Origin of the sequence: Pedobacter sp. KLB.chiD (genome assembly GCF_047040275.1) — a bacterium.
GTDB lineage: Bacteria > Bacteroidota > Bacteroidia > Sphingobacteriales > Sphingobacteriaceae > Pedobacter.
In genome coordinates this window covers 516,649-529,958 of record NZ_CP178207.1, presented here as the reverse complement: position 1 = coordinate 529,958, position 13,310 = coordinate 516,649, and the positions used below count along the sequence as shown (strand labels likewise).

The following is a 13,310-nucleotide window of genomic DNA, read 5'->3' as shown; positions in this document are numbered from 1 at the left end:
TTAATGGAATCTGACAATTAGTAAAACTAACCAACTGTCAGATCAAGTCGTGGCTATTACACTTTAGTTTAAGACCTGGTATAATCGTTGCCAATAACACTACAAAACCTTAACGTTTAAACTCACTAATGTCTACAATACGGTCATCATCAGCATTTTTCTTTAAAAATGATGTTCCGTTTGCATTTGCCACCCAGGTATAATCTCTCTGGATATTGCCAACAAGTGTTTCAGGTTGATTGATTAAAGCCGCCGGCAAAGGAAGATTAAAGGTTTCGCCCGTCGCTGTATTTACCTGGTATAAAGAATTAGCGGTTAAAAACACCAAAGTTGTTTTATCGCTCGAATACATAAAAAATTTCCCCTGGATACGTTCATCCTCTTTCTGACGTTTGATCGGGTAAACCCTTGAATTGATTGTAGTGATGAAAAAATCGTTGTTCACCAATAAATTACTTCTGGTTAACTCTTCCAATCCGTTTGTATATTTTTTATCTTCAGCACCTTTTGATGGCTTGTTCAAGCTTACCACATCTGTTTTTCCGCCATTTACGTAAACGATATAAAAAGGATCCATTTTGCCCTTACCATTGTCCCCCTGAACCAATACCGCTGTCTTCTGCGTATTGATAAAAGAAGCAACCTTAAATTTCTTTGTTTCAGCATTTGGTGCGTCATCTATAACAATGGCTGTATCCTTAGATTTAATGCTAAAACGATCGTCGGCAGCTAGTTTTCCTGAATCAGTTTTCACTATAATTAATATGTCTTTTTTCGATTTTGGGAATACATTAAAATCATCACTTGCAGAAAATGCGCGTGCTTTAAAGGTTTTTTCCAAATTGCCTCCGCAGCCAAATAAAACAACGGAAAGTAAGATTGCATAAAGCGTAATTTTCATGTTATAGCTATTTATATTTCGCGCTAATTTAAAACCTTTATTGCTTTTCTATTATAAAATCACCAGAAAATTACCAGTTAAAGTTAAAAGTTTGATTGTAGGGTATTTTAAGACATTTCATCCACTATGCAGAAAATAGTTCCTGGATCAAAAAAACATGGTCTGCGAACAAGTTTAGATCGGTCTACCGTAAATCTCACAGAATATCGCAGGATTACACCATCATCCGTATTCCATATCACATCTTACATAACTTTATATTAATTTATTGGTTTAGTTTTTGATATTAAAAAGTAAATGATATAAACTTTTTATTATGAAAAACCTCATCTACTGTGGAATAATACTCTTACTATTGAGTGCATGCAAAGAGAAATTAGATCCATCAAGCTTTACCAATACCAAATGGGAATTAACATCGCTGCCAGGATTAACCCTACCCTCAACCGCAAAAGCAACCCTGAATTTTGCCGATAGCCTTAAAATCAGCGGAAAATCGTTCTGCAACAGTTATGGCGGACAGGCAGCAATAGCAGACAATAAAATAACCGTTAAGAATGTTTTTAGCACAAAAATGTTTTGTCAGGAAACCGATGCGGCCGAGCGTGCCTATCTACATGCCCTAAATCAGGTTAATAGCGCTAAAATAACAGATAATAAGCTACATCTGTTAAATGGTGATAAAACGTTGATGGTTTTCACTAAAACAAACTAAAATCTTTAAAATCATAAAAGGCCGGACAAAGTATTTTTACTATTTTCGGCCTTTTGAGTTTAACGCAGGAATAATGCCATCGATAATACAAGATCTGAAGTTTTTTTTCTCTACCATAAGAAAAGCATTTAACTTATTTCAGCAGAATGATCCTTTACGTTTGGCAGGTGCTACTGCTTTTTTTACCAATTTCGCTTTACCTCCAATATTGATCATCCTGATCAGGCTTTTCGGCATGTTTACCGACAGAAGGTTATTGGCAACACATCTTTTTGAACGTTTAGCGAGTATTCTGGACAATGAAAGTATTTTACAGATCAGAACTACGTTAAAAAACATCCGGGGAATCGATCAGGCGTGGTATGTTACTTTGTTTAGTTTTATATTTTTCCTTTTTGTTGCGACTACGCTATTTAATGTGATTAAAAATTCCCTGGAACAGATCTGGAATATAGGTCAGAAAGATAAAAAAGGAATTATTAATACCCTTAAATCAAGAGCCATATCTGTGACCATTATTTTATTTGCAGGAATATTATTTTTTATCGGCCTACTGGCCGATAGTGTGCAGGCCTATATTGGTGCATTTCTTAAAAACGGCGCTCCATCATTTGGTTTAATTTTAACCTCAATTATCAATCAATTGGTTTTCGTCATCATTGTAACTACCTGGTTCACCATACTTTTCAGGTATCTAACCAATGGCCGTCCAACCTGGCGGGCAGCTATTTCGGGAGGCTTGTTAACCGGATGCCTATTTACAGCAGGAAAATATATTTTAAGGATTTTATTGCCGTTGAGCAATATCAGCAACATTTACGGATCAGCGGGATCAATTATCGTTATTATGCTTTTTGTATTCTACTCTTCATTGATATTCTATTTTGGAGCTTCATTTATAAAAGCATTAAGCGTTGGACGTGCCACCCCTATTGTTCCGAAAAATGGGTCCTTTGCTTATGAGTTGACCGAAGTTGGACAGGAAAAGGAAGATAATTAAATAGCGTTAAACAGCCAGGTTCTGAATCAGTTTATCAAGCAAGCTTTTGAGTTGCAAACTTTCTTCTGAGCTTATCTGCATTTGCGCTCCAAGTTGGGCCCGTAAAGCCGGCGCTTTTTCCTTTAATGCCATTCCCTTTTCTGTAAGCGATATGACGATACTCCGCTCATCTTGTAACGATCTAACACGTTTTACAAGACCGGTTTCCTGCATCCGCTTAAGCAATGGAGTTAAGGTATTCGATTGCAGCATCAACTTTTCAGAAAGCAGGCTTAAATTAACTGAGTTATTTTCCCACAATACCATTAAGACCAGATATTGCGGATAAGTTATTCCTAAAGTATCGAGCACAGGCTGATAACATTTGGTTACTAACCTCGAAGCAGCATAAAGCGGAAAACACAACTGATTTTCCAGTTTCAAAGACTCATCTATTTCCATCGCCTATTTTCTTTCATCATAAAATCTTAGCTAAATAAATCATTTTCTCCGGAATTTGCTGTTCAATGCAAAAATATGGTTGTTATTTTAGCTGGAAAAGGCAGAGAAATCTTCTAGCCATGTTGAAGATTTCTCACCCGAAGAATTTACGTGGTAACACCATGACCGGAGCGGCACTCCACTTACCAAGCGGCCCATGATGGTTTCAGTAATTAAATTACTTCTAATTTAACATCAATATTACCACGTGTCGCATTTGAGTATGGACATATCGCATGTGCTTTATTTACCAATTGTTGAGCCTGTGTAGTTTCTATTCCCGGGATATGCACTTGTAACGAGACCCCTAATTTGAAGCCGCCTTTTTCATCAGGATGTAGCGATACATTTGCTTTGACTGACGATGGCTGCTCGGATCTAACTTTATCCTGATGCATCACCAGGTTTAATGCACTGTCAAAGCAAGCGGCATAACCTGCAGCAAAAAGCTGTTCCGGGTTAGTATACCCATCGCCGGTACCGCCCAGTTCTTTTGGCATTCTCACTTCAAGTTCTAACACACCATTTTCACTTGTTATTTTTCCATTACGTCCGCCAGTTACTGTAGCGCTTGTTTCATATAACGTTTTCATATTTCTAAATTTATTTGTATCGTAAACGATTATATCGTTTACGATACAAATATAAGCAACGTTATTAAAAAAGCAAATTAATCTTTACAATCCGGAGGAAGTTTATTGAAAATGTGAAAACAAAATCTTCGGCATAAAAAAAGGTGCTCATTTTTTAATGAACACCTTTCTGTTTTAATTGATTTTTATTACAAAATTCTATAACCTAAACCAATTGTGAATAAATTCAGCTTGGTACCCGGATAACCGGATTTATTAATCTTAGATAGCCCCAGTTCGTAACGGGCATCAAAGCTTAGTTTTTTAAGATCTAACCCTGCGCCAAATTGCCAGGCCAAAGCCTGATTTTTAAAATCGGCACGAAAAACATTTCCTGCAGCCTGACTAAAACTTTGGTTTTCATCTAATATCAGCGAGAACATGGGGCCCGTGTTTAAACGAAGTCCGACACCAGCTGCACCGAATTTTGTTCCCACCAATAAAGGCACATCCAGACTTGTAAAACGTACTTTATTTACTTCTCCTGTGGATTCGCTGACCAGTTCTGTTTTTTTTCCTGACAAATAAAGCTCAGGTTGGAAATAAACGCCGGCTGCCCCTACCCTGGCCCAAAGGCCTCCATAAAAACCAGTTCGGTTGTTGCTGTTAAAAGTATTTTCACTATCAAATTTCGAAAAATTTGCACCAGCTTTAACTCCTAGCTGGAATGATGGCAGTACCTGTGCGCTGGCAAATAAGCCACCTAGCAAAAAGGCAATGGTTAAAGATAAAAATTTCATATCCGATTAAATTTAGCTGGTGGCATTGTTAATGGCTTCTTGTTCTTTTAAAGCATCAACATTGTTTTTATCACCAAAGTTTTGTGTTTTACCGGCAAAATAATCTAAAATTCCCGAAATAGTATCTAAGTTATCCGCCAAATTTTGATGAATTTCTGGTAAATCCTTTTCCAGACGGCTATCACCCAATTCGATATTATCAACTTCAATTTTTGCAATTTTCTGAATAAGTGCCTGCTTAGAATTTTGTAAATCTTCCAATTCACGCACGATCTTTTCCATTAATTCAAACTTCTTTAAAGTGTTCATAGGTTCTTATTTTAAGTTAAACTATTCTTTATAAACCCCTTTGTATAGTTTTTGTTTTGTTTCTCCATTTTTTACTTGACAATTTGGAACTACCAAAAATAACTAATATTTTAGTTTAAAATTATTTATTATGAAGCACCTATTTACGCTATTAGGATCAGTTATTTTAACTTTAACAAGTTATGCACAAGAAGCAAAAACTGTAGACAAGGAGAAACTTTTCGACCTCTATCAAACTCAACGTTATGCAGATGCTGCTCAGTACCTGAAAGGTATTTATGGTGAAGATGTAAATGATTTTAAAATCCTTAGCCAAATGGGTTATTGCTTTTTAATGGCAGGAAATAATGTTGAAGCAGAAAAATTTTATAGCAAAGCATATACCCTGCAACCAAAAAATCTTTCCATTTTGTTTAGCCTGGGCAGTATTAATACTAAAAGAGGTAATACGGAAAAAGCCAAGTTATACTATGGTGAAATTGTAGCAATTGACTCTAACAATTTTAGTGTGTACAAGTTACTGGCTAATCTTTACCGCATCCCTACCGATTCGCTTAAATTATTTTACCTGCTAAAAGCCAATAAAATTAATCCTGCTGAAGGAGATGTGGCTGTAGACCTTGCCGGCATTTATACTACAAAACAAGCCTACGAAAAAGCTTATCAGATCCTTGATATTGCCAGTAAAGCCGATAGCGACAATCTGATCCTGCAAAAGGAAAAACTGCCTATAGCCAATCAGTTAAAAAGATATACTGAAGTAATTGCAGCTGGCGAAAAGTTATTAAAGGACGGAGATGATGCCGGTGTATTAAAGGATGTAGCCAAAGCCTACTATTACACCAAAAAATACCAGAAAGCGATTGATCTTTTTAAATTGCTGGAGAAAGTCGCCATGCAAAACGAAGCTACTTTATATTATACTGCATTAAGTTACCGGGCCTTAAAAAACTACCAGCAGGCCGCCAATTATACGAAAAAGACGATCGAAGAAGCTATTTCGCCCAACACACCGAGTTATTATGCGCTGTTAGGCCTCGTTTACGAAGAAAACAATCAACTGAGCCAGGCCAATTCAGCTTACAAAAAAGGGCTGCAATTTAATGCTGCCCCTAACTTGTATTATCGCCTGGCTGTATTTTATGATACCAAGTTAAAACAGTCTGGTAATGCCTTAAAATACTACAACCTCTATCTGAAAAGCAAACCCAGCGTTACAGATGATAAAGCAGAACTTAAATTCGTCAAAGATCGTGTCGCACAGCTAAACCTGGCCGATTAAACCAGATCTTCGAAAACCGGTTTTACATTGTCCCAAAATTCGTCCAGAGCAATTATTCTCGGTTTAAAAAAAGAGATGAGTTCTGGCCAATGCTGCTGATTAAAAATGCTTACTCCAGTAATGGTGATTGAAATCTGAGATACCGTTTTACCAAAATCATCGGTTACATCCTTGATCCAGTCCCATTCTTCATTTACTGTATTAGTAAACAATAGTTTAAATTCCTCAAACTGTTCGAAAATAAGGTGTCTGATATCGGTATCAGGATGTGAAAGCTGTATGCTGATGAATGCTTTTTTATTGTCCACATCCATTTTAAAGAAAATATTCTTTACTCCTGTTTTATAATTGGTCCAGTTTACGGTAGAGCCACTTACTGATGGAACAGGTTTCATATACTGTCCGAAACTGATCCAAAATTGTTGGCGTAACCTCGCTGATTCTTCTTTACTGTACATTTATCTTAAGATCAAGAGGTGCTGCGTCAACATCCCCTAAATCGTCATTCCCGCGCAGGCGGGGGATCTTAAAGCGAACGCCTTAGGATTCCCAATCAAGTTGGAAATGACGATTTCCTGTAAAAAAATATTAACGATGTCTCTTTACCGGGCTGCAATATTAAGCGATTAATATTTGTATTCAAAATGATCACTACCCGAACCTATCTCTTCCTTTTTATCTATAAATTACCGGTTCATCAACCGGGCTACATATTTACCGATAATATCGAACTCTAAATTTACCGTATCCCCAACATTAACTTCCTGTAAATTGGTATGTTCAAAGGTATAAGGAATGATGAATACCGAAAATTCGTCGTCAGCTGAATTTACAACCGTTAAACTAATCCCGTTTACACAAGCAGAACCCTTTTCTACGGTCACGTTTCCGGCACTGGCATCATATTTAAAACGATATTCCCAGCTACCGTCCAGTTCTTCCCGTTTCACGCAAACCGCGGTCTGGTCTACATGGCCCTGCACAATATGACCATCTAAGCGTGCATTCATCTGCATACAGCGCTCAAGGTTAACTTTACTGCCTACTTTTAACGCATCCAGATTGGTTTTATTCAAAGTTTCATCTATAGCGGTAACCGTATGCGTCCCGTCATTTAAAGCTACAACCGTTAAACACACCCCATTATGGGCCACGCTCTGGTCAATTTTCAGCTCATGGCTGATGGCCGATGATATGGTAAAGTGAATATTGGTATGATCGTTTTTAATGGCAGTAACCTCGCCAAGTGTTTCTATAATTCCTGTGAACATTTTATTTTTATTTAAAGGCCGTCATTCCCGCGCATGCGGGAATCTTAATGCCGAATACAAGCTTTAAAGGCATTGAGATCCCTATCGGATCAAGTCGGGAATGACGATTCCATACAATGGATGGTTTAATTATTACTAAAAAAGATGCTGAACACCCGTCCGCCGGGCGGAAGTTAAGCGAAACGGTTCCATCGGGACTTTTCTTAATATTTTAACCTATTCTTTCTCCAATCAGACGTATTTTTAATCAAGCTATCGCCCAATATCACCTCTTTCTTATCAAACAATTTTACAGCAATTGCTGCAGCAATCAGTGCTTCTGTCTCATCCTGTTTCTTTAAATTTTCCGCTTTAAAGTATTTACTTACAAAGTGTGTATCAAAATTACCTGTTTTAAACGCCTCGTGCTGCATTACAAATTTACCAAAACCCAACGTAGTTTCTATCCCGGTAATATCATATTCATCAATAGCCCTAATCATTCGCACCATAGCCTCTTCTCTGTCTTTGCCATAAGTGATTAGTTTTGCAATCATTGGATCATAATAAATTGGTATTTCCATCCCCTGCTCAAAACCATCATCTACCCTTACACCATTGCCTTTAGGTGTATGATATGTTTGCAAAGTGCCGATATCTGGCAGGAAATTATTGGCCGGGTCTTCAGCATAAACCCTCAGTTCGATGGCGTGACCACTTATTTTCAGGTCATCCTGACTAAAACTCAATTTTTCTCCTGAAGCAATTTTGATCTGCTCTTTTACCAGATCTATTCCGGTAATCAGCTCGGTTACCGGATGTTCTACCTGCAGGCGGGTATTCATTTCGAGAAAAAAGAAATTAAGATGTTCATCTAAAATAAATTCTACCGTTCCTGCTCCGGTATAATTTACAGAACGGGCCACGTCTACCGCACATTTGCCCATTTTTTGTCTTATTTCTTCAGTCAACACCGCTGAAGGTGCTTCTTCAACCACTTTTTGATGTCGGCGCTGCACAGAACATTCACGCTCAAACAGATGAACAATATTGCCGTGGCTATCGCCCAAAACCTGTATTTCAATGTGCCTAGGGGAGGTCACATAACGTTCGATAAAAACAGCACCATCGCCAAATGCCGAGGTAGCCTCGCTTACCGCCAATTGCATCTGCTCTTCAAAATCTTCAGCCCGCTCTACAATGCGCATTCCCTTACCTCCTCCTCCTGCAGCAGCTTTGATTAAAATCGGGAAACCGACTTCGATGGCACGCTGCTTTGCCTCGCCTACATCCTGAACAGCCTCTTCCGTTCCGGGAACCATAGGAATATGATATCTTAGCGCTGCGGCCTTTGCCGATAATTTGTTGCCCATGGTTTCCATCGCGTGAGGAGAAGGACCTACCAGAATAAGCCCTGCATCAGCAACCATCTGCGCAAAACTGGCATTTTCTGATAAAAATCCATAACCTGGATGAATGGCTTCAGCACCGGTTAGTTTACAAGCATTGATAATCTTTTCGCCGGCCAGATAACTTTGGTTAGAGGGTGCCGGACCAATACAAACCGCCTCATCGGCATAACGTACATGCAATGCATTCCGATCTGCTTCAGAAAAAACAGCAACCGTTTTAATTCCCATTTCCTTAGCTGAACGCATAATACGTAAGGCAATTTCGCCACGATTAGCGATTAGAAGTTTGGAGATCGGGGTTTGGAGTTTGGAGTTTTCGGGCATTTTGGTTAGACTTTGTATATATGCAGATTGTAAATGAACTACCTGACTGTTGACCATGAATTATAAAACTATTGACATCGGACTTCTGTCTTCAGGCCTCCAACTAATACAAATGTAATATAATTTCAATTGCCTGATCAATCATTTCGGCAGTTAGATCAAGGTGGGTTACTAAGCGGATGGTGCTGGCACTAGTGGTATTGCAATGTAGTCCTTTTTCCTTTAAACGGTGTACAATCTTCTCTGCTGATCCCTTTTCTACTTCAAAAATAACGATATTGGTTTCAACAGGCATTACCGATTTTACATATTTCGTGCTGGCCAGTGCATTGGCCAATGCCTGCGCATGTACATGATCGTCTTTCAAACGGGTTACATGATGATCGAGCGCATAAATACCTGCTGCGGCCAAAAAACCTGCCTGGCGCATGCCTCCGCCAAAAGCTTTTCTAATTTTGCGTGCTTTATGGATCGTTTGTTTATTTCCTAAAAATACTGAACCCACCGGAGCGCCGAGCCCTTTAGATAAACAAACCGAAATACCATCGAAGTATTTACCGTAATCGCTTGCCTGGTCGCCTGTAGCCACCAGTGCATTAAAAATACGCGCCCCATCTAAATGCAGCTTTAATCCTTTAATGTTACAGAGATGATGAATTGGCGCAATCTGCGATAAGGTATAACAACTTCCACCACCTTTATTTACCGTATTTTCCAAAACAACCAAACTTGAATTAGGATAATGAATATTGTCTTCATTAATTTCAGGCTCAATCAGTTCAGGCGTCAGGATTCCTCGCTCACCATGCAATAGCCTTACCGATGCGGCGGAGTGGAAAGCAATGCCTCCAATTTCGTAGCGATAAACATGCGCAGTCTGATCACAGATCACCTCATCCATGGGCTGGGTAAAACACTTGATTGCAATCTGGTTGGTCATCGTGCCGGAAGGGCAGAAAAGCCCGGATTCCATATTAAAAATTGAAGCCAGCTTGGTCTCTAAAGCATGCACCGTTTCATCTTCACCAAAAACGTCATCCCCCACTTTTGCATTCATCATGGCGTCTAACATTCCGGCAGTTGGCCTCGTTACCGTATCACTCCTAAAATCTAAAAATCGCTTGTTCATTTCGCTATTTTGTTGTAAAATATTGTTGACGTTAAAAAAAAGACCATTGCCCTTTCCGGTATAATTTTAAGGTTTTTCGGTGATTACACGCCTTATATAGTGTATTTTTTACACACTTCATTTTCAGCAACAACAAATTGTTAAAAAATTATTAAAAAAAAGAATACAAAATATAAGACTTTTTATACTTTTATCGTGCTAAAACCAAAAATAAATAAAATGATAGTAATTGCAGACGGCGGATCTACCAAAACAAATTGGTGTTTGATTAACGAGGCCGGCAGAAAAATTTACTTTAACACCGAAGGTTACAATCCATATTTTTCAAAAGGAGAGTACATTGTAAAGTCTTTGAATGAGACTCTTCCTGACCACCTGGAAAGAGAAAAATTGACAGCGGTTTATTACTACGGTGCCGGTTGTTCTACACCTGCAAATGTTAAGATTGTATCCGATGCCATGCAACAGGTCTTCACTAATGCATCCATCTTTGTAGGCCATGATTTACTTGCTTCATGTAGAGCACTTCTCGGAAACGAGCCTGGATTTGCTGCTATTTTAGGCACAGGTACAAACTCATGCCTTTATGACGGGACTGAAATTACCATGAACATCGACTCTTTGGGTTATTTCTTAGGTGATGAAGGTAGCGGCTCCTACATCGGCAAACGCATTTTAAGCGATTACATGAAAGGTTATATGCCAAAAGGATTACGTGAAGCTTTTTATGATAATTATGCTTTAACCAACGAAGATATTTTTGATAATATTTATAATAAGCCATTGCCCAACCGTTTCTGTGCAAGCTTTAGTAAATTCTTATATGATTTTAAGGATAATTATGAAGATTATGCTTTCAGCACTATCGATTATGCATTTACCGCATTTTTCGAAGCTTTGGTTATCCACTATCCAAACTATAAAGACCACAAATTAAATTGTGTGGGTTCGGTGGGTTATAGTTTCCGCGATATTTTAAGTATTGTGGCTGACCGTTACGAAATGGGCGTAGGCAAAATTATCCGTTCGCCTATAGATGACCTGGTGCATTACCACTTAGAATTAGCCCCGAAAGCCTAGTTCGGAGTTGGGAGTTTTCAGTTTGGAGTTAACAGTGCTGAAACTGGAGAGAACAATAAAAATCCCGGTTTGAAATTCAAACCGGGATTTTTTTATTACCAATTTCTAGCCTCATTTCCTTATCCGATCGTCATGCTGAACTGCCTGCCGGACGGGTGTTTCAGTATCTTTCCTTTTAAATAGTTTCTGAAATAACCCCAATAACTACCGGTTCAGTTAGATGGCTGCCAAACGCTCTCTGCAAAGCGCCGCCGCTTATCACATCCCGCTAAAACGAAATCTCCTTACCAAAAAGCTTCGCGTATTTACGCTTATCAAAACGGTACAACGTAGCTGCACGATAGGAAACACCTTTTTGTTTTTCATCAAGCTCCTTCAACACGCCAAAACTGATAATTTTCTTTCTGAAGTTCCTTTTATCGAGTTTTTTACCCAGCACCAGCTCGTAAACATGCTGCAACTGTGTTAAGGTAAATTTCTCTGGCAGGAGTTCGAAGGCGATAGGCTGGTGTTTAATCCGCCGTTTTATTTTTTCTAAACCTTTATCGTAAATTTTCTGATGATCAAAAGCCAGTTTTGGCAGATCGGTAATCGGCAACCAATTGGCCCGCTTGGCGTAGGTACTGATCGGGCGTAATTCCTTATCACCGCCCAAACGGATCAAAGCATAATAGGCCAAAGTAATTACCCTACCCTGCGGGTGCCTGTTCGGATCACCAAAAGCATAATACTGTTCCATATAAATGCCGCGCAAACCGGTAAGCTCGTACAAAATCCGAGAGGCCGATTGATCTAAACTTTCATCAGGACCAACAATGTTACCGGGCAATGCCCACCAATCTTTAAATGGTTCTTCATTCCTTTCGATTAGCAGGATTTTTAATTCCTTACCATCAAATCCAAACAAAACGCAATCTATCGAGAATACGGAATCTAAATGAGGTAAAATTTGTTCCAAAGTAAAATTTAGTTATTTTAAGCAGATAAAGGTATGACTTTCAATATTAAGTAAAAAAAATAAAATAAATTACTTAGTGTAAAAAATACACACTATATTCGTGTTATAAAGATGAAGCCAAATATAAAAAATATAGCAGTATTAACATCTGGAGGCGATGCCCCTGGAATGAATGCAGCAATCAGAGCTGTTGTTCGTACCGGAATTTACCATGGCATTAACATGTTCGGGGTAATGCAAGGTTACCAAGGTTTAATAACCGGCAACATAAAACCCATGGACGCCCGTTCTGTAAGTAATATTTTACACCTGGGCGGTACCATTTTAAAAACTGCGCGCTGTTTAGAATTCAAAACAGATGAAGGTCAGCAGATTGCCTACAATAACCTAAAGAAAAACGACATTGATGGACTGGTGGTCATTGGAGGCGACGGAACATTTACCGGGGCTAAACGTTTTTCAGAAACATTCGGGGTTAAGGTAATTGGTATACCGGGAACGATTGATAACGATTTAGTCGGATCCGACTTTACTTTAGGTTATGACACCGCTATTAATACCGTAATTGAAGCGATTGATAAAATCAGGGATACTGCCGATGCACACGACCGTTTGTTTTTTGTAGAGGTAATGGGCCGTGATTCTGGCTGTATTGCCTTAAGAAGTTCCATTGCCAGCGGTGCAGAAGCGGTATTGTTACCAGAAAGAGAAACCAGTGTTAACGAATTGATTGATAAACTGGCCTTGGGTGCAGCAACTAAAAAATCATCAAGCATCGTTATTGTGGCCGAAGGCCATAAACAAGGCGGTGCTTACGATATTGCTAAAAAAGTAAAAGAAACTTTTGACCATTACGACACCAAGGTAACCATTCTTGGTCACCTGCAAAGAGGTGGAAGTCCTAGCAGTTTTGACAGAATTTTGGGCAGTCGTTTAGGTTTTGCGGCAGTAAATGCGTTAATTGCAGGCGAAACGGAGCAAATGGTAGGTTTAAAAGGAAACGAGATAAAATTAACCAGCATAAGAGAGGCACTAACTGCTCATTCTTTTAAACTCGAACCCGATTTAATGGAAATGACAGAAGTACTTTCAATATAA

General features: G+C 38.8%; 15 protein-coding genes. 5 read left to right on the top strand and 10 right to left on the bottom strand.

All coding sequences use genetic code 11. The annotated features are described in order from the left end of the window. Positions 1 to 109: 109 nt before the first annotated feature. Positions 110 to 901, bottom strand: coding sequence for a hypothetical protein (locus ACK1I8_RS02180; protein WP_412467732.1), 792 nt, complete (start codon positions 899 to 901; stop codon positions 110 to 112). 316 nt (positions 902 to 1,217) lie between these two features. Between ACK1I8_RS02180 and ACK1I8_RS02175 the strand changes: the two genes are divergently transcribed. Continuing rightward, positions 1,218 to 1,616 carry an META domain-containing protein gene (locus tag ACK1I8_RS02175; RefSeq protein WP_412467731.1) on the top strand — a complete coding sequence of 133 codons (399 nt, stop codon included), beginning with the start codon at positions 1,218 to 1,220 and terminating at the stop codon, positions 1,614 to 1,616. 73 nt (positions 1,617 to 1,689) lie between these two features. After that, on the top strand, positions 1,690 to 2,616 hold the full coding sequence (locus tag ACK1I8_RS02170) for a YihY/virulence factor BrkB family protein (RefSeq protein WP_412467730.1): 927 nt from the start codon (positions 1,690 to 1,692) through the stop codon (positions 2,614 to 2,616). A gap of 6 nt (positions 2,617 to 2,622) precedes the next feature. On the opposite strand, the gene ACK1I8_RS02165 is transcribed toward ACK1I8_RS02170, so the two are convergent. From ACK1I8_RS02165 to ACK1I8_RS02150, 4 genes are all read right to left on the bottom strand, one after another. Then, on the bottom strand, positions 2,623 to 3,057 hold the full coding sequence (locus ACK1I8_RS02165) for a MarR family winged helix-turn-helix transcriptional regulator (protein WP_412467729.1): 435 nt from the start codon (positions 3,055 to 3,057) through the stop codon (positions 2,623 to 2,625). A gap of 212 nt (positions 3,058 to 3,269) precedes the next feature. Continuing rightward, positions 3,270 to 3,689, bottom strand: a complete 420-nt coding sequence (locus ACK1I8_RS02160) for an organic hydroperoxide resistance protein (protein WP_412467728.1) — start codon at positions 3,687 to 3,689, stop codon at positions 3,270 to 3,272. A 188-nt stretch (positions 3,690 to 3,877) separates the two neighbouring features. Further along, on the bottom strand, positions 3,878 to 4,468 hold the full coding sequence (locus ACK1I8_RS02155) for a porin family protein (RefSeq protein WP_412467727.1): 591 nt from the start codon (positions 4,466 to 4,468) through the stop codon (positions 3,878 to 3,880). A gap of 12 nt (positions 4,469 to 4,480) precedes the next feature. After that, a complete protein-coding gene (locus tag ACK1I8_RS02150; RefSeq protein WP_412467726.1) occupies positions 4,481 to 4,777 on the bottom strand; it encodes a hypothetical protein in 297 nt (98 codons plus the stop codon). Positions 4,778 to 4,907: 130 nt separating this feature from the next. On the opposite strand from ACK1I8_RS02150, the gene ACK1I8_RS02145 reads away from it, so the two are divergent. After that, the gene (locus ACK1I8_RS02145; RefSeq protein ID WP_412467725.1) at positions 4,908 to 6,059 is read left to right on the top strand and encodes a tetratricopeptide repeat protein; all 1,152 of its coding nucleotides are present in this window, start codon (positions 4,908 to 4,910) and stop codon (positions 6,057 to 6,059) included. Here the strand turns inward: ACK1I8_RS02145 and ACK1I8_RS02140 are convergent. From ACK1I8_RS02140 to ACK1I8_RS02125, 4 genes are all read right to left on the bottom strand, one after another. Next, positions 6,056 to 6,517: a DUF4268 domain-containing protein gene (locus ACK1I8_RS02140; protein WP_412467724.1), complete on the bottom strand. Its 462-nt coding sequence runs from the start codon at positions 6,515 to 6,517 to the stop codon at positions 6,056 to 6,058. The genes ACK1I8_RS02145 and ACK1I8_RS02140 overlap by 4 nt on opposite strands. 228 nt (positions 6,518 to 6,745) lie before the next feature. After that, the gene (locus tag ACK1I8_RS02135; RefSeq protein ID WP_412467723.1) at positions 6,746 to 7,330 is read right to left on the bottom strand and encodes a riboflavin synthase; all 585 of its coding nucleotides are present in this window, start codon (positions 7,328 to 7,330) and stop codon (positions 6,746 to 6,748) included. Between the two features lie 203 nt (positions 7,331 to 7,533). Next, entirely contained in the window at positions 7,534 to 9,045 is a 1,512-nt protein-coding gene (gene accC / locus ACK1I8_RS02130) for an acetyl-CoA carboxylase biotin carboxylase subunit (RefSeq protein ID WP_412467722.1), read from the bottom strand. 103 nt (positions 9,046 to 9,148) lie between these two features. Then, complete coding sequence (locus ACK1I8_RS02125; protein WP_412467721.1) at positions 9,149 to 10,174, bottom strand: threonine aldolase family protein; 1,026 nt, start codon at positions 10,172 to 10,174, stop codon at positions 9,149 to 9,151. 219 nt (positions 10,175 to 10,393) lie between these two features. On the opposite strand from ACK1I8_RS02125, the gene ACK1I8_RS02120 reads away from it, so the two are divergent. Further along, positions 10,394 to 11,254 (top strand): N-acetylglucosamine kinase, encoded by an 861-nt coding sequence (locus tag ACK1I8_RS02120; RefSeq protein WP_412467720.1) that lies wholly within the window; start codon positions 10,394 to 10,396, stop codon positions 11,252 to 11,254. Positions 11,255 to 11,522: 268 nt separating this feature from the next. On the opposite strand, the gene ACK1I8_RS02115 is transcribed toward ACK1I8_RS02120, so the two are convergent. Continuing rightward, entirely contained in the window at positions 11,523 to 12,212 is a 690-nt protein-coding gene (locus tag ACK1I8_RS02115) for an NUDIX hydrolase (protein WP_335321305.1), read from the bottom strand. 111 nt (positions 12,213 to 12,323) lie between these two features. Between ACK1I8_RS02115 and pfkA the strand changes: the two genes are divergently transcribed. Continuing rightward, a complete protein-coding gene (gene pfkA, locus ACK1I8_RS02110; RefSeq protein WP_412467719.1) occupies positions 12,324 to 13,310 on the top strand; it encodes a 6-phosphofructokinase in 987 nt (328 codons plus the stop codon).